Raw genomic sequence first — 16,828 nt, forward strand, 5'->3', positions numbered from 1 at the left:
TGCCCATGGACCCGAACCCATCGATGCGCATCCAGGGAGGCCAGCCGTATCCCCTCGGCGCGGCCAGTGACGGGCTGGGCGTGAATTTCGCCGTGTTCTCGGCCAACGCCACGCGGATCGAACTCTGCCTGTTCGACACCAAGGGCCGCAAGGAACTGCGCCGTTTCGACCTGCCCGAATGCACGGACGAGATCTGGCACGGCTACCTGCCGGACGCCTCCCCCGGATTGGTCTACGGGTATCGCGCCCACGGCCCGTACGACCCCCGCAATGGCCACCGCTTCAACCCGCACAAGCTGCTGCTGGACCCCTACGCCCGCCAACTGGCGGGTCCGCTGCGCTGGAGCGACGCGCTCTTCGGCTATCGCATGAACCACGCCCGCGGCGACCTGAGCTTCGACCGGCGCGACAGCGCGCCTGCCATGCCAAAGGCAATCGTGCCTGAGGAAGCGCCTTTCACCTGGGGCAACAGCAGGCCGCCCGCCACGCCTTGGGGCGACACCGTTATCTATGAAGCGCACGTGCGGGGCGCATCCATGCAGCGGGAAGACCTGCGGCCGCCGCTGCGGGGTACTTGCTCGGCGCTGGCCGATCCGCGCTTCATCGAGCACCTCCAGCGCCTGGGGGTGACCACGCTGGAACTGCTGCCCGTCCATGCCTTCCTGCAAGACCGCTTCCTGACGGAGCGCGGATTGCGCAATTATTGGGGCTACAGCACGCTGTCGTACTTCGCGCCCGAGCCCGCCTACCTGCAGCACAACCCGAACGAACTGCGCCAGGCGATCCGCCGGCTGCACGGGGCCGGCATCGAGGTCCTTCTCGACGTGGTCTACAACCACACCTGCGAAGGCAACGAAATGGGGCCGACGCTGTCCTGGCGCGGGCTGGACAACGCCAGCTACTACCGCCTCGTGCCGGGCGACGAACGCCACTACATCAACGACACGGGCTGCGGCAACACGGTCAACCTCTCCCATCCGCGCGTGCTGCAGATGGTCACGGATTCCCTGCGCTATTGGGCGGCATCCTACGGCGTGGATGGCTTCCGCTTCGACCTGGGCGTGACGCTGGGCCGCGAAGGCACCGGCTACGACCCAGGATCGGGGTTCTTCGACGCCCTCCTGCAGGATCCCGCCCTGGCCCGGCTGAAGCTGATTTCCGAACCCTGGGATGTCGGCCCGGACGGCTACCAGCTGGGCAATCATCCGCCCGGCTTCGCGGAATGGAACGACAGATTCCGCGACACCGTACGCCGCTACTGGCGCGGCGACGACGGCATGCGCGGCGACATGGCCGCCCGCCTGTGCGGCTCGCGGGACCTGTTCGACCGCCGCCATCGGCGCCCCTGGGCGACAGTCAACTACATCGCGTCGCATGACGGTTTCACCCTGGCCGACATCGCCGCCTACGACGGCAGCCACAACGAGGCCAACGGCGAAGGCGGCAACGACGGGCATGCTGAGAACTACAGCCACAACTGGGGAGAGGAAGGCCCCACGCAAGACCCCGTCATCTTGGAGACGCGGGCGCGGGTCCGGCGCGCCATGCTTGCCTGCGTATTCCTGTCGGACGGCACCCCCATGCTGTTGGCGGGGGACGAGTTCGGCAACAGCCAGGCAGGCAACAACAACGCCTACTGCCAGGACAATCCGGTGTCATGGCTGGACTGGACGCAGGCCCAGCGTGACGCCGGCCGCGCATTGAGCCATTACGTGGCCCGGCTATCCGCGCTGCGCCGCGCCCATCCCAGCGTGCGCGCGGCCCGTTACGGGGATGCAAGCCACGAACCCAGCCCCGGTGTCGCGGTCATCGCGTGGTTCGACGCGGACGGCGCGCCGCTGGACGAAGCCGCCTGGGCGTCTGAACAGGAACGCGCGCTGACCTTGCGCCGCGCCGCCCTGCGCGAGGACGGCAGCGCCGATGTAACCCTGCTGATGCTGAACCCGGGCCGCGAGCCGGTGGCGTTCCAGTTGCCCGCGCCCGCGGCCGCCTGGATCCGCGAGCTGGATTCCGCCGCCTCGGCGCCCGCGGCCCCGCTGGCCGCACCGTCTGTCACGGTCGCCGCGCACAGCGTAGTGCTGCTGGCCGCCGGGCCCTTGTCCGGAGACGCGCCATGACCCGGCCCTGGTCCGCCGGCGCCGTGCCTCTGGAAAGCGGCGTCACCCGATTTCGCCTTTGGGCCCCGTCCGCGCTCGCCGGCCTGGCGCTGGAGGTCGACGGCCATCCGCCCATCCCGCTGCGCCCCGGACCCGACGGCTACGCCCAGGCCGACGTCGATTGCCCTCCGGGCGCCCGCTACCGCTACCGGCTCGATGCACAAACCACGGTACCCGACCCCGCCTCGCGGCTGCAGGATGACGACGTACACGGCGACAGCATCGTCGTCGCGCCGGACGCCTACCCGTGGCGCCATCCCGATTGGACCGGCCGCCCCTGGGAAGACAGCGTGCTCTATGAAACGCACGCAGGCCTGGAAGGCGGCTTCGCGGGGCTGGAGGCCCGCCTGCCTGAACTCGCGGCGCTGGGCATCACCCTGCTCGAGCTCATGCCGATTGCCGATTTCCCCGGGGCGCGCAATTGGGGTTACGACGGCGTGCTGCCCTATGCGCCGGACACTGCCTACGGCACGCCCGAGGACCTGAAACGGCTGATCGACGCCGCGCACGGCCTGGGCATGGGCGTGATGCTGGACGTGGTCTACAACCATTTCGGCCCCGACGGCAACTACCTGCCGCGCTATGCCGCGCCGTTCTTCCGGCAGGACATCGGCACGCCCTGGGGCGATGCCATCGACTTCCGCCAGGCCGCGGTCAGCCAGTTCTTCAAGGACAACGCGGTGTACTGGCTGACCGAGTACCGCTTCGACGGCCTGCGGCTCGACGCCGTCCATGCAATCGCCGGGCCCGAATGGCTGCACGAGCTGGCGGCCGACGTGCGCGAACGCGTGCCGGCCACGCGCCGCGTGCACCTGGTCCTGGAGAACGACGACAATCGCGCCAGTCTGCTTCGGGGCGACTACGACGCGCAATGGAACGATGATGCCCACCATGTGCTGCACCATCTGCTGACGGGCGAAACGCAGGGCTACTACGCCGACTACCTCGACCGGCCCGCGCAGGCGTTGGCGCGCTGCCTCGCGGAGGGCTGGCTGTATCAGGGACAGGTATCGCGCTATCGCGGCGGACGCCCACGCGGCGAAGCCAGCGCGGGGTTGCCTCCCGCCGCCTTCGTACTCTTTCTGCAGAATCACGACCAGACCGGAAACCGCGCCTCGGGCGAGCGTCTGGCCACCCTGGTGGACGAACCCGCCCGGCTCCGGGCCGCGGTCGCGCTTCAATTGCTGGCGCCGCAGATTCCCCTGATCTTCACGGGCGAGGAATACGGCTCGCGCACGCCCTTCCTCTACTTCACCAGCCACGCCGACCCCGCCTTGGCCCAGGCCGTGCGCGACGGCCGGCGGCGCGAGTTCGCGCGCTTCGCGTCGTTTGCAGGTGATGACGCTGCCGCCCGTCTGCGCGATCCCAACGACCCTGCCACCTACGACGCGAGCCGGCCCCGCGCCGGCCAGGATGCCCAGGCCTGGCTGCGTGACTACACCCTTCTGCTGGGATTGCGCGCCCGCCTGATCGCGCCCAGGCTGGCCGGCGCCGTCAGCCTGGGCGCCACCGCCGTCGGGGAACGCGCCGTCTTCGCGCGCTGGGAGCTGGCCGGCGGCGCGCGGCTTTCCGTCTATGCCAACCTGGGACCGGAACGCCAGCCTGTGCCCCCGTCCGTGCTGGCCGGCGCGGGCAGCCGCGCCGCCCTGTTGTTCGAATCCCGGGCCGGCGGCCACGATGCCCTGGCTCGGCGCGAACTCTGCGGCGACACTACGGTATGGCTGCTGGAGGAGCCGGCATGACCTCGTCCGCCCTGCAAGATCCCGGCCTGTCGCAGCTCGCGGCCAGGGCGGGCATCGCGGAACGCTGGACCGATGCGCGCCGGCGCCCGCAACGCGTCTGCCCCGATACGTTGCGGGCGTTGCTGGCCGGCCTGGGCCTGCCCGCCGCCAACGCGCGCGACATACGCGAGAGCATCCGGCGCATGGCGGAAGACGCCTCGCGCCTTCCGCCGCTGCTCGCCGCCCGCGGCGGCGCGGCGCTGGCCCTGCCGTCTTCCGTGCACGGTGCGTATCAGATCAGTTGCGAGTCCGGCCGTGTCATCGAAGGGGTTGCCGAGCCCGGCGCGCCGGGCGCGCGACCGATACTGGCCATGCCCGAGGAACCCGGCTATCACGCGCTGTCCTTTTCATCCGGCCAGACCGCGGTGCTGGCCGCCGCGCCGCGCCGGGCGCCGAGCCTCGCCGACCTGACGGGACAGGCCGCGCCCCGTTGCTGGGGACTGTGCGCGCAGGTCTACAGCCTGAGGCGAACGGCCAGCCCCGGACGCCTGGGGCCGGACGAGGCATTCGGCGATTTCGGCGCGCTGAGCGAACTGGCCGCGTGCGCCGCCGCGCAGGGCGCGGATGCGCTGGCCATCAGCCCGGTGCACGCGATGTACGCTGCGCAGCCCGGCCGTTGCAGCCCCTACGCGCCGTCCAGCCGGCTGTTCCTGAACACGCTCTATGCGAACCCGGCCGCCGTCCTGGGCGCGGCGGCGCTGAGCCGGGCCCAGGTCGAGGAGCCGGGCGGTGCGGGCGGCGCCGGCTGGATAGACTGGCCTCGCGCGGGCACGCACCGCCAACGCCTGCTGCGCGCGCTGCATCGCCAGTTCCGGACCGTGGCGGCCGCCGACCTGCGCGAACGCTACGCGCGGTTCTGCGCCGAACAGGGCCCGGCCTTGCGGGACCATGCGGTGTTCGAAGCCCTGCATGCCGTGCGCGGCGGGGATGCGTCGCCCTGGACGCAGTGGCCGGTGCAATGGCGGAACCCGGAATCGGCCAGCGTGCGGCGTTTCGCCCGGCAGCATGCCTACGAGGTGGACTTCCATCAATTCGCGCAATGGCTCGCCGCGGAAAGCCTTGCCGCCGCGCACGCGGCCGGCCGCGAGGCCGGGATGCGGATTGGTCTGATCGCCGATCTCGCCGTCGGCGACAGCCCCGACGGCAGCCACGCATGGAGCCGCCAGGCCGACCTGATGCCGCGCGTCGCCATCGGCGCGCCGCCGGACATCCATAATCCGCTGGGGCAGAACTGGAGTCTGACCGCCTTTTCGCCGCGCGCGCTCGCCGCCGGCGGATACGCCGCCTTCATCGACATGCTGCGCGCGGCGCTGGCGCAGGCCGGCGGCTTGCGCATCGACCACATCCTCGGCATGGCGCGGCTGTGGCTGGTGCCGGACGGCGCGCCGCCCTCCGGCGGCGCCTACCTGCGCTATCCGATGGAGGCGCTGCTCGCGTTGACCGCGCTGGAGGCATGGCGCCACCGCGCGCTCGTCATCGGCGAAAACCTGGGCACCGTGCCTGAAGGGTTCAACCAGGCGCTCGCGGACCACGGCATCCTGGGCATGAACGTGCTGTGGTTCATGCGGCAGGCGCGCGGCCCCGCGTCCGGCGAGGCCGCGGCTGCCTTACCCGAAGGGCCCGCCGACTTCGCCGCTCCGGACGCCTGGCCGGCCGATTCCGCCGCGATGACGAGCACCCACGATCTACCCACCCTGCGCGGCTGGTGGGCGGGCCGCGACATCGATTGGCGAGCCAAACTCGGGCTGCTGGGTCCGGATGACAGCGAAGCGGCGCTGCGCCGCGACCGCGCGGCCGATCGCATCCTGCTGTCGCAAGCCCTTGGCGGCGACGCCCGCGCACCCGCCTCGGAACCGCCGCTGGCGGACCTACTTCGCTTTGTGTCCGCCACCCCCTGCCCGCTCCTGCTCGTCCCCATGGAAGACCTGGCCGGCGCGATCGAGCAGCCGAACCTGCCCGGCACGATCGACGCCCATCCGAACTGGCGCCAGCGCCTGCCCCTGGACAATCAGGCCTGTTTCGCCGAGCCGGCCTCGTGCGCGCGGCTGGACGCGATACGGGGCGGCCGGGGCCGGCCATGAACGCACCGCGCGCCACCGCCCGGCTGCAATTGCATGCCGGCTTCACGCTGGACGAAGCGCGCGCCCGCGTGGATTACTACGCGGATCTGGGCATCAGCCATCTCTATCTATCGCCTATTACCCGCGCCCGCGCCGGCTCCACCCACGGCTATGACGTGATCGACCACGGCGCCGTCAATCCGGAACTGGGCGGCGAGCCCGCCCTGGAGCGCCTTGCACGGGCGGCGCGGCGGCGCGGCCTGGGGCTCATCGCCGACATCGTCCCCAACCACATGGCCGCGCATCCGGCGAATGCGTGGTGGCGCGACGTGCTGGCCCTGGGCCAGGCCAGCTCCTATGCCCGCTACTTCGACATCGACTGGTCCGCGCCCGACCCGGCGTTGCGAGGCAAGGTGCTGCTGCCGGTCCTGCCGGATCCATACGGCGATGCGCTGGCGCGCGGCGATATCCGCCTGCGCCAGGATCTTGAAAGCGCTGCGTTCGAGCTGGAGGTGTCCGGCGCGCGCTATCCCATTGCCCCGTCATCGATTCCCCGCGGGTACGGCGGCCAGGCGCTGCTGCGGCTCCATGACCCCTACACGGAAGGCGGCCGCGAACGCCTGCACGGCCTGCTCGAGCGGCAGCACTACCGGCTGGCGTGGTGGCGTACCGCGCCCGACCAGATCAATTGGCGCCGCTTCTTCGAGATCAGCGAACTCGTAGGGGTGCGGGTGGAAGACGAAGCGGTATTCGACGACGTCCATGCCCTGGTCCTGCGGCTATACGCGCAAGGCATACTGGATGGTTTCCGGATCGACCACATCGACGGGCTGGCTGCGCCCGGCGCCTACCTGCGGCGCCTCAACCAGCGCCTGGCGCAGGCGGGCGCCGCCCGGCCGGCCGCCTGCGCGCAGCCTTGCGCCTATGTGGTGGCGGAGAAGATCCTGGCAGCCGGCGAAAAGCCCGACCCGCGCTGGCGGATCGACGGCACGACCGGCTATGACTTCATGGACCAGATCGGCGCGCTGCTGCACGCGCCTGCGGCCGAGGCCCCGCTGCGCGGGTTCTGGCAGGCCTTGACCGGCGATATGCGCACGCCTCGAGAACAGCTGGAAGCCGCCCGCCGCCTGATGCTGTCGCGGCACTTTCCCGCCGACCGGCTGGCCTTGGTGCGCAGCCTGGAGCAGGTCGCGCAGCTGGACGAACGCACCCGGGACTGGAGCGCGGCCGCCATCGACCGGGCGCTGTCCGCCATGCTGACCGCTTTCCCCGCCTACCGGACCTATGCCGAAGACGGCGGCCGGGGCGAAGCCGACCACGATGTATGCCGCAAGGCTTTGCAACGCGCGATGGTCCTGCTCGATGCCCGGCCCGGCACTGCGGACGCCGCGCTGCTCGAACAACTGGATCGATGGCTGGATGGCGTGGACCAGCCCGGACAGCAGGCGCAGGCCCGCGAAGCGCGCTCGCAGGCGTTGCACCGGTTCCAGCAACTGACGCCGCCGCTGGCCGCCAAATCGCTGGAAGACACGCTGCTGTACCGCTATGGGCCGCTGCTGTCCCGCAATGAGGTAGGCGCGTCGCCCGATGGCTTCGCGCTGACCGCCGACGCCTTCCGGGAAAAAACCGACGCGCGCGCCCGTACGCATCCGCGCGCCATGCTGGCCACGGCCACGCACGACCATAAACGCGGCGAAGACGTCCGGGCCCGGCTGGCGGTCCTGAGCGAAATGCCGGAGCTATGGCGGGATACCGCCCTGCGCTGGATCCTGGCGCTGCCTGCCGGCGACGCGCCCACGCTAGCGGACCGCTATCTGCTCGTGCAGACGCTGGCCGGCGCATGGCCGGCCGACTGGGGCGCGGGCCGCGCCGCGCCGCCCGGCGACAGGCTCGCGCAATGGCTCGCGCGCGTCTCGCAATGGCAGCTGAAAGCCCTCCGGGAAGCCAAGCTGCACACGAACTGGACCGATCCCGATCCCGCTTACGAGGCCGCCGCCGAAGGCCTGCTCGGTTTCCTGCTGTCCGATCCGGCCGGCCGCGGACTGCTGGGCGAGATCGCCGCCTTCGCGTCGGCGCTGGCGCCGGCGGGCATGATCAACAGCCTCACGCAGACCCTGCTGCGCAACACGCTGCCCGGCATTCCGGATCTCTATCAAGGCACGGAACTCTGGGATTTCAGCCTGGTCGATCCGGACAACCGCCGTCCCGTCGATTACCGGCTGCGCGAGGCGCTGCTGCGTCAGACGCGCGCTGCCGGGGCCATCGACCTGTCGGACCGCGCCTGGCGCTCCGGGGCGGTAAAGCAGGCGCTGATCCAGCGGCTGCTGGCGGCCCGCTCGCGTCTGCCCGCGCTGTTCGCGCAGGGTGATTGCAAGGCCGTGCCGGCCCTGGGTTCGCAGGCCGGACATGTGCTCGCCTGGTTGCGCCGGCACGCGGGCCAGAGCGCCCTGATCGTCGCGCCCCACCTGTGGGCGCGCGGGTTGGCAGGTTATGCAAGCGGCCGCGCCGGCGAGGCCCGCGCCCAATGGGCCGATACGGCCCTGCGGCTGCCCTCGCCCCTGGCCAGCGGCGCCTGGCACGACGCGACGGACGGGCGGCGGCTGCGCCTGCGGCCGGATGGCAGCCTGCCCCTGGCGGAGATATTGCGCGACATGCCGGTGGCGCTGTGCCTGTCGGTCCGCGATTGACGAACCCGGCCGCCAGCCCTCGTTCCTGCATGCGCAAGCGGCCCTGTCCACGCCCCGGAGCGGACGCGAACAGGACCAGGAAAGCCGCGATCCCGTCACCGGCGGGAACCGCGGTGCGGGGCGTCAGCGCGGCATCTTGCTTTGCTGCCCCGGCGCCTGGCCGGGCGCTTGGCGGTCCTTATCGACCTGCTGGTTGCTCTGGCCGGGTTGTTGGCCCGGCTGCCGGCGATCCCTGGGGTCTTCCTGGGCCTGTTGTTTCTGGGGCTGCTTCTGCTGGTCTGGCTGGTTCTGCGTGGACATTGCTAGTCTCCTGGTAAGCGGAAACATTCCGCTGGACTAGCCAGAGCAACCCTCGTGCCCAAGCCTGCGCGGGGCGCAGCGCAGCCGCAAGGCGCCCAAGGCGTCGGGGATGGCGGGGGGCAAATCGGTAAAGGGCGGATCCGCCCTGTAAATCCTGCGCTGCCGGGCTTACTGGGTGGTGACGTGGCGCGAGCGGCGCGGCGCGGCGGCTTCCTGCTTGACGTCTTCGTACACGTCCAGCCAGGGCGAAGCGTAGGGCGCGGACGCGGCCAGCGGATCGCCCTGGTCGCGCTGCGTGCGCAGGCGCATCATCAGTTCGTCCAGCGGCATCGGGCGGCCCAGCGCGAACCCTTGCCCGTAACGGCAGCCGGCGGCGCGCAGCGCGGGAATGTCCGCCATGTTCTCCACGCCTTCGGCCACCACGCGGCGGCCGAGGCGGTTCGCCAGTTCGGCGGCGGTGCGCAGCACTTCGAACGCCACGGCGCTGCGCCGCATGCGAGTGACGAAATACTGGTCGATCTTCACCTCGGAGAGCGGAATCGCCGACAACAGTTTCAAGGAAGCGTGCCCGGTGCCGAAATCGTCCAGGCTCACTTCGCAGCCGGCATTCTCGAGCTTGAGCAGCGACGCCCTCAGCACGTCGAGCTCGCGGATGGGCTGGTCTTCGGTCAGCTCCACCCGCACCAGCGAGGCCGGCAGTTCCGCGGCAAGAATACGTCCGAGCAGGAAATCCACCGCCCGCTCGTCCGACAGCGTGGACGCGGGCGCGTTGATGGCCACCGGCACCGCGATACCAGCGCGCCGCAGGGTGAGCAGCATGTCGATCACCCGCAGGCTGACGCGTTCGAAAAGAATTTTGTCCAGGCCCAGCCGATTGACCACGGGGATGAACTCGCTGGGCATGATGATGCCCAGCCTGGCGTGCTGCCAGCGTGCCAACGCTTCGGCCGATACGATCCGGCCGGTCAATAGGTCCACCTGCGGCTGCAACAGCATGCGCAGGCCATCCTTGCCTGTAACCATGGCTGCGATCTCGTCGTCGCTCGCCATCGAGCTTCTGGAAGCCTCGTGATTCGACGTCATGTCGACGCTCCTTGGGTACCCCTGGGCGAAGCCTGCGCTGTCCGGGCGCAGAAGAGGCACATTGGACGTGAGCATTCCCAGTTACAAGGATTTTTATGCGATTTCGCGCATTTGTTCCAGGCAAATTTGCACATTTGACGCGGCAAAGTCACAGAGATGTAACCATGCGTGTTCGTGCCTGCCCGAACCCGCGTGGCGGGCACCGTTGCCGATCTCCGGCAAGACGCCTTGTCGACATGGTAGGGTTTGCCTCTACCGCGCTCCGGGCGCTCTTTTCCTGCATTCCTGTTTCGCGTGACGAATCCGATTTCCCGCTGGCGCGCCTCCCTGCGCAACGTCCTGTGGCTGGACGCCCTGCAAGCCGCCGCCATCAGTGCGGCCCCGGTCATCCTGGCGGTGCTGGCCCATGAGCCCCGACTGGGCTGGACCGCCATCGCCGCGTTCTGGGCCTGCTTCGGCGATCCGGGCGGGCCGCTGCGCCAGCGCGCCGGCGCCATGCTCGCGCTGGGCCTGATCGGCGCGCTGTTCGGCTTCCTGGCCAGCGCCAGCGCCAGTCATCTTTGGTTGCTATTGCCCTTGACCTTTGTGTGCTGCACGTTCGGCGGCCTGCTCCGGGTGCTGGGCCCGGCGGCGGCCATCGTCGGCACCCTGCTGTCGGCCGGCTTCGTCGTCGCGGCGGAACTTCCCACCGCCACCCTGGCGGAGAGCCTGTCATATACCCTGTTCTTCCTGGCGGGTGCGGTTTGGGCCATCCTGATGACGGCCCTGGTCTGGCGGCGGCGCCCCTGGAAGGACGCGACGCTGGCCGTCGCGCACTGCTACCGCGGCCTGGCGGACTTTGCCGCGGCGCTGGCCCATTTGTATTCCGGCCTGGCGCCCGCCGCAGGCCCCCAGGACTGGACCGCCGTCACACGGCCGCAGCGCAGCGCCCAGCGCGCCGCGCTGGAGGCCGCGCGGGTGCGCATCCGCGAAGTGCAGGACACGCGCCCTTCCCGCCAGTCTCGCTCGCACCAGCTGCTCTACCTGCTGGACAGCGCGGAGGATAGTTTCATCGCGCTGGTGGCGGCCGCCGACCTGCTGGAATCCAACGCGCCGCGCTGGCTCGGCCGCAGCGCGGGCGCGCATCTTTCGCACGCGCTGCACCGCTATGCCGCCGTGTGCAACGCCATCGCCAGCACGTCAGACGTCAACGACGCCAGGCAGGCGGAATGCCTGCGCGAACGGCTGGCGCACTACACCGCCGGCCTGCACGAACTGCGCGGCAGCGCTCTGGCCCACGCGCCAGATCTCGCCAGCATGGCGCCCGTGCTGGACCGCCTGCAGCAGACCGCGCAAGCCGTCGCGCAATCGATCTTCGACCACGGCCATGCGCCCGCCGCGCCGGCCCGCGAACGCCTGGCGGAACATCCCGCGCGCAACGCCTGGCGCACGCTGCGGCAGAATCTGCGGTTCGAGTCCGACGCCTTCCGCCACGCCTTGCGCGTGGGCATCGGCGCCACCATCGCTGTCGCGCTGTCCAAGACTTTCGCCGTCAACCACGGCTACTGGATGTCCCTGACGCTGGTCTTCATCCTGCAGCCCTACTTCGCGACCACCTGGCAGCGCACCGTCGAGCGCGTCCTGGGCAGTGTGGCCGGCGCCATCGGCGCCTCCCTGCTGGGCCTGCTGCTCAGCACGCCGCTGTCCGTGGCGCTGGCGGTGCTGCCCATCGCCCTGGGCACGTTCGCCGCCCGCACCATCCACTATGCGCTGTTCACCTTCTTCCTGACCTCCCAGTTCGTGCTGGTCACCCACATCCAGCAGCCGGAAATCTACGAGCCCACGCTGGCCGCGCTGCGCGCCTTCAACAGCGTTCTGGGCGGCATCCTGGCGCTGCTGGTGGGCTTTCTGGTCTGGCCCGAAAAAGAGCCTCGCCAGTTGGCCGGCGCCCTGGCGCGCGCACTGGAGCGCCACGCCGCCTACGCCCAGGCCCTAGCCCGGCGCAAGGCCGGCGACAGCGGCGCGCCGGACGTCGTGGGCCTGCGCCGCGAAGCCTGCTTGTCCGCCGACAATGCGCAGGCATCGCTGCAGCGCTTGCAACAAAATCCGGTACATCGTGACCGCAACGTCGATACGGCGGTAAATTTGCTTAACGCCATGCGGCGCATCACGGCGGCGGGCACGGTGCTGGAAATCCAGCCGCCGCTGCCGGCGGATACGCCCGCGGCGGCCGCGCTGCGCGGCTATGGCCAGGCGCTGGCGAGCGCGCTGCATCCGCAGGGGCAGGCGCCGGAGCCGGACGCGCGGCCCTTGGCCTTGCCGGCGTCCATTTCCCGGGCCAGCCCCGACCTGGCCGGGCCGCTGGACCGCATCGCGCAGCAGGCGCGCCAGATACGGCAGCTGCGCGAACGCGTGGAACGCGCGCCACCCGCGCAATAAGGCCGGTATTTGCGCGGCATCCAGGAAACTGGCGGCGGCTTGATACGCATCAAGGGCCGTCTTTGTGGAACGAGCAACGATGTCAGTATCGGACGCCAAACCCAAGGAGGCCTATATGTACCGCCGTATTTCTGTCCACCTGGACCACGGATTCGACTGCAAGCGCCGCATCGACGCCGCGCTTGCCCTGGCCAAGCGCCACAAGGCCGAACTGGTCGGCATCTATGCCAACGCCGCGCCGCCGCAGTACTACTACGGCGAGTCCGTGCTGATGTCGCGCGCAACGGCCGTCATGAAGGAAATCCAGACGCAAAGCCGCGACGCGGTGCAGAACGGCTTCCTGGCCGCCGCCGCCGCTTCCGACGTGCCGGCCGTCGTGCGCACCGGGGAGTCCTCGCCCAGCGCCACCGTCGCGCTGCTGGGCCGCACCAGCGACCTGATCATCGTCAGCCAGGAGAACCGCCAGGACGTCGAGGCTGCCCACGAAATCGAGTTCGTCGAACAGACGCTGCTGACCGCCGGCCGGCCGGTCCTGGCGTTGCCGTCCAGCGGGGAGTTTTCCGTCATCGGCGACCGCGTGCTGTGCTGCTGGGACGGCAGCCGCGAGGCCGCCCGCGCGCTGGCCGACGCCGCGCCCATCCTGCGCCTGGCCTCGCACATGATCGTTCTAACCATGGACGAAGGCGAATCCAACGGCAAGGGCGAGCTGCCGTTCGAGGATCTGGCCAGCTATTGCGTGGCCCAGGGCATGCCGGCCCCCGAGCACGTCCGCCGCGACGTCAAGGGCGTTGGCGTGGGCAGCACCATCCTGAACGCCGTGGCCGACTACAGCGCCGACCTGCTGGTCATGGGCGCCTATGGCCACAGCAAGCTGCGCCAGTGGGCGCTGGGCGGCGCCACCGCGTCCATCCTGAAGAGCATGACCGTGCCGGTCATGTTCTCCCACTAGCGTCCTGAGGCGCCCGGCTAGCCTGCCGCGAGCCGGGCGGCCCCTGCCGCCGCGACCGGCGTCAGGACGGGCTTGCCGGCGAAATGCGCGCTGGCGTTGTCCAGGAACAGCATGACCGTGGCGTCCACGGCTTCCGGCGAACGGCCGGCGCTGTGCGGCGTCAGCACGACGTTGTCGAGCCGCTTGAGCGCGTCCGGGACCGCCGGTTCGCCGTCCACCACATCCAGACCAGCGCCCGCAATGCGGTTGGCGGCCAGCGCCGAGATCAGCGCTGCCGTGTCGACCACGCTGCCGCGCGCGATATTGATCAGATAACCGCCTGGGCCCAATGCCTGCAGCACGTCCGCGTCCACCAGATGCCGCGTGGCCGCGCCGCCGGGCGTGGCCACCACCAGGAAATCCGATTCGGCAGCCAGCGCGCGCGGGTTGTCGAAATAGCGGTATCCGGTTTCGGGCCGCGCGCGCCGGTTGTAATAACCGATCTGCATGCCGAAGCCGTTGGCGCCGCGCTTGGCGATCTCGAGGCCGATCGTGCCCAGGCCCAGGATGCCCAGGCGCTTGCCCGTGATCTGCGGCCCCATGAAGCCGCTCCAATGCCCCTGGCGCACCCAGGCGTCGGCCTGCGGAAGGCGGCGCGCCGCGCCCAGCAGCAGCGCCATCGCGTGGTCGGCCACCGCCACCGCGTTGGCGCCGGGGCCGTTCGTGACCACGATGCCGCGCGCGGCGGCCGCCGCGAGATCGATGTTCTCGTACCCGACGCCCAGCGAACAGATCATTTCAAGTTTGGGAAGCGCCGCGATCTCATTCGCGTAGAGCCCGGTAGCGCCGCGCGTCAGCACGATGCGGATCTCATCCGCGTGATCGCGGATCGCGCGGGCGCGCGATTCGTCGGTGGGTGCATAAATGGGGCGGAAACCGCGCGTTTCGAATACCGGCAGGTAATCCTGCACGCTTTCTATCAGGATAAGCAGAGGGATGGTCATGGTCGGGAATGCCGCGGGCGGCGGAGCTGCGCAAAAACCCGGGCATCTTACGCTGCGCCTTCCCTGCGCGCCACCCGGCCGCTCGCGTACCGGCCGGCAAGCGGCCAGTATGCGGCCCCGGCCTCGACCGCAGCGCTACAGGCGTCCCGTCAGCAACATCACGATCAGAATGATCAGCAGGATGCCCAGGATGCCGCTGGGGTAGTAGCCCCAGCCCCGGCTGTGCGGCCAGGCGGGCACCGCGCCCAAGAGCAGCAGGATAAGGACGATCAGCAGAATGGTCGACATGGCGACTCCTCGTTATTTATCGATTCGAATTCTTCATTGGCAGGCAGGCGTCGCGTCCCGGGGCGGGATGATGTCCTTGCCCGGCGGCGATAGCGGGGGCAGGTCGACGTCCGGTTCGTCGGTGTCGGGATCCACGGGCAGGTCGCCCGGCGGCGAGCCCGGCGGGATCGGATCCGGTTTGGGTGGAACGTGCAGGGAGATGGCAGGTTGCATGGCGGCCTCCGGTTGTGAATCCTGGCCATCTGCAGCAAGTGCCGTTCCCGGCGCCCGGCGGCTCGCTGGCCGCGAGCGGCTTCGTCCTGTATGGAGGGGTCTGGTTTACCCGGCATGCGCGGAACGTCGACGGGACCGCGCGGCGGCAGTATCTTAGCGTTGTCATCCGGCTGCTTGCGCGGGAACCGCAACTCACAAGGAGATGCAATGCGAGACCCAAATTTCCAGCAATGTGTGCAAGCCTGCTATGAATGCGCCATTGCTTGCGATGTATGCGCCGCAATGTGCCTGGAGGACGATCCCGCCCGCATGAAACATTGCATCGGCCTGTGCACCGATTGCGCGGCGGTCTGCAGGCTGTGCGCGGCGATGCTGGCGCGCGACGGCGAGTTTTCTACCGCGCTCTGCACGTTGTGCGCGCTCGTCTGCGAATCCTGCGCGCGCGAATGTTCGGCGCACGGCGCGCAGCATTGCCAGATCTGCGCGGGCGCCTGCCTGAGCTGCACGCTGGCATGCCGCGACATGCTCGAACCGTAATGCACGACTTGCCGCGCGGCCGCCCGGGCCGGCCCGCGCAGGCGCACTTCCAGCCCGACCGTCAGGAGCTTTCGATGGCTACAACGAACACCCCCCTGCCCTCCGACTTCCCCGAGAACGGCCCGGACAACAGCGGCATGCGCCGCCGCGGGCGGCACCCGGAGTCCTGGATCGACGAACTCGAGGCCACGCTCAACGACAAGGACGCCACCGACCTGGAAGCGCTCCGGTCCAGATTGTCGGAGCAGTTGCGGGCCACCCGCCGCAGCCTGCGCGACGCCTCCGACAACGCGAGCGACCTCATGCGCGAAACCATCGACTGCACCGAGGAGTACATCCACGCCCGGCCGTGGCAGGCGATCGGGCTCGTCGCCGGCGCGGCCTTTCTGTTCGGCGTCGTGGTCGGCCGCCAGTAGACGCGCTTGGGGGCTGGCTCCGCCGGGCACGCATCTTGCTGGCCAGTACGTCCCCGACAACTGGAGCCGGCCATGGCGCGAATCATCTGGAAAGGCGCGATCTCGTTCGGCCTGGTGCACGTGCCGATCGTGGTCCATGCCGCCACGCGGCCGCACCGGCTGGATTTCGACTGGATAGACCGCCGCGACAATGCGCCCGTCGGCTACCAGCGCATCAACAAGCGCACCGGCAAGGCCATCGCCTCGGAGGACATCGTCAAGGGGTACGAGTACGAGAAAGGCGAATACGTCTATATGAACGATGAAGACTTCAAGCGCGCCAACGTCGCCGCCACGCAGACCGTGGAGATCCAAGGCTTCGTGGACGCCGCGGAAGTTCCCATCTATTACTACGACACGCCCTATTACCTTGCGCCGGACCGCCGCGGCGAGAAGGGATATGCCCTGCTGCGCGAAGTGCTCAGGCGGGCCGGCAAACTGGGTCTGGCGCGCGTCGTCCTGCATACCCGCCAGTACCTGTGCGCGCTGCTGCCGCAGGGCGACGCCCTGATGCTCATCACCCTGCGCTACGCCGACGAGATGCGCTCCGCGCAAGACCTGGACCTGCCCGGCGGCAAGGCGGACGCTCCCGCCGCGCGCGAACGCGACATGGCGATGCGGCTCGTGGACGATATGACCGTCCCCTGGGACCCGGCGGCCTACCGCGACGACTACCGCGAAGACCTGCTGAAAGCGATCGGCAAGAAGGTCAAGGCAGGCAAAACCCACGAGCTGAGCGAACCCGACGCGAAACGGCCTCGCGAATCCGCCAAGGTGATCGACCTGATGGCCTTGCTTAAACAGAGCGTCGAAGAACGCGGCGCTGCCAGGAAGCCCCCCGCCAGGCAACGGCCGGCCGCCAAGAAAACCTCCGCCCGCAAATCCGCCGCGCCGGCCAAACGCAAGGCCGCATAGGGA

At 69.8% G+C, this 16,828-nt stretch carries 14 protein-coding genes; 9 read left to right on the forward strand and 5 right to left on the reverse strand.

What is annotated here, in order from left to right:
* Positions 1 to 5 precede the first annotated feature (5 nt).
* From glgX to treY, 4 genes are read left to right on the forward strand one after another with little or no spacing between them, the layout of a single operon-like run.
* The gene (gene glgX, locus AGI3411_RS13975) at positions 6 to 2,117 is read left to right on the forward strand and encodes a glycogen debranching protein GlgX (RefSeq protein ID WP_129527962.1); all 2,112 of its coding nucleotides are present in this window, start codon (positions 6 to 8) and stop codon (positions 2,115 to 2,117) included.
* Positions 2,114 to 3,898, forward strand: coding sequence for a malto-oligosyltrehalose trehalohydrolase (gene treZ, locus AGI3411_RS13980; protein ID WP_129527963.1), 1,785 nt, complete (start codon positions 2,114 to 2,116; stop codon positions 3,896 to 3,898). The genes glgX and treZ overlap by 4 nt, the downstream gene beginning before the upstream one ends.
* The gene (malQ, locus tag AGI3411_RS13985) at positions 3,895 to 6,018 is read left to right on the forward strand and encodes a 4-alpha-glucanotransferase (RefSeq protein ID WP_129527964.1); all 2,124 of its coding nucleotides are present in this window, start codon (positions 3,895 to 3,897) and stop codon (positions 6,016 to 6,018) included. The genes treZ and malQ overlap by 4 nt, the downstream gene beginning before the upstream one ends.
* Entirely contained in the window at positions 6,015 to 8,684 is a 2,670-nt protein-coding gene (treY, locus tag AGI3411_RS13990; protein ID WP_129527965.1) for a malto-oligosyltrehalose synthase, read from the forward strand. Before malQ ends, treY begins: the two co-directional genes overlap by 4 nt.
* Positions 8,685 to 8,807: 123 nt before the next feature.
* Here treY and AGI3411_RS30115 read toward each other — a convergent pair whose 3' ends face one another.
* Complete coding sequence (locus tag AGI3411_RS30115; RefSeq protein ID WP_165359173.1) at positions 8,808 to 8,984, reverse strand: hypothetical protein; 177 nt, start codon at positions 8,982 to 8,984, stop codon at positions 8,808 to 8,810.
* Positions 8,985 to 9,152: 168 nt separating this feature from the next.
* Positions 9,153 to 10,067, reverse strand: coding sequence for an EAL domain-containing protein (locus tag AGI3411_RS13995; RefSeq protein WP_129527966.1), 915 nt, complete (start codon positions 10,065 to 10,067; stop codon positions 9,153 to 9,155).
* Between the two features lie 294 nt (positions 10,068 to 10,361).
* Here AGI3411_RS13995 and AGI3411_RS14000 point away from each other — a divergent pair, with 294 nt between their 5' ends.
* Positions 10,362 to 12,485 carry an FUSC family protein gene (locus tag AGI3411_RS14000; RefSeq protein WP_129527967.1) on the forward strand — a complete coding sequence of 708 codons (2,124 nt, stop codon included), beginning with the start codon at positions 10,362 to 10,364 and terminating at the stop codon, positions 12,483 to 12,485.
* A gap of 115 nt (positions 12,486 to 12,600) precedes the next feature.
* A complete protein-coding gene (locus AGI3411_RS14005) occupies positions 12,601 to 13,434 on the forward strand; it encodes a universal stress protein (protein WP_129528044.1) in 834 nt (277 codons plus the stop codon).
* A gap of 17 nt (positions 13,435 to 13,451) precedes the next feature.
* On the opposite strand, the gene AGI3411_RS14010 is transcribed toward AGI3411_RS14005, so the two are convergent.
* From AGI3411_RS14010 to AGI3411_RS14020, 3 genes are all read right to left on the reverse strand, one after another.
* Entirely contained in the window at positions 13,452 to 14,417 is a 966-nt protein-coding gene (locus tag AGI3411_RS14010) for a 2-hydroxyacid dehydrogenase (RefSeq protein WP_129527968.1), read from the reverse strand.
* A 135-nt stretch (positions 14,418 to 14,552) separates the two neighbouring features.
* Entirely contained in the window at positions 14,553 to 14,705 is a 153-nt protein-coding gene (locus tag AGI3411_RS14015; protein WP_129527969.1) for a DUF3309 family protein, read from the reverse strand.
* A gap of 33 nt (positions 14,706 to 14,738) precedes the next feature.
* Positions 14,739 to 14,918 (reverse strand): hypothetical protein, encoded by a 180-nt coding sequence (locus AGI3411_RS14020; protein WP_129527970.1) that lies wholly within the window; start codon positions 14,916 to 14,918, stop codon positions 14,739 to 14,741.
* Positions 14,919 to 15,125: 207 nt separating this feature from the next.
* Here AGI3411_RS14020 and AGI3411_RS14025 point away from each other — a divergent pair, with 207 nt between their 5' ends.
* The 3 genes from AGI3411_RS14025 to ku all read left to right on the forward strand — a co-directional run bounded on the left by AGI3411_RS14025 (position 15,126) and on the right by ku (position 16,825).
* Positions 15,126 to 15,455, forward strand: a complete 330-nt coding sequence (locus AGI3411_RS14025) for a four-helix bundle copper-binding protein (RefSeq protein WP_129527971.1) — start codon at positions 15,126 to 15,128, stop codon at positions 15,453 to 15,455.
* Between the two features lie 74 nt (positions 15,456 to 15,529).
* Complete coding sequence (locus tag AGI3411_RS14030) at positions 15,530 to 15,871, forward strand: ElaB/YgaM/YqjD family protein (RefSeq protein WP_129527972.1); 342 nt, start codon at positions 15,530 to 15,532, stop codon at positions 15,869 to 15,871.
* 72 nt (positions 15,872 to 15,943) lie between these two features.
* Positions 15,944 to 16,825 carry a non-homologous end joining protein Ku gene (ku, locus tag AGI3411_RS14035; protein WP_129527973.1) on the forward strand — a complete coding sequence of 294 codons (882 nt, stop codon included), beginning with the start codon at positions 15,944 to 15,946 and terminating at the stop codon, positions 16,823 to 16,825.
* The last annotated feature ends 3 nt before the right edge of the window (positions 16,826 to 16,828 follow it).

The sequence above is a fragment of the Achromobacter agilis genome (genome assembly GCF_900496965.1).
Lineage (GTDB): Bacteria > Pseudomonadota > Gammaproteobacteria > Burkholderiales > Burkholderiaceae_B > Achromobacter > Achromobacter agilis.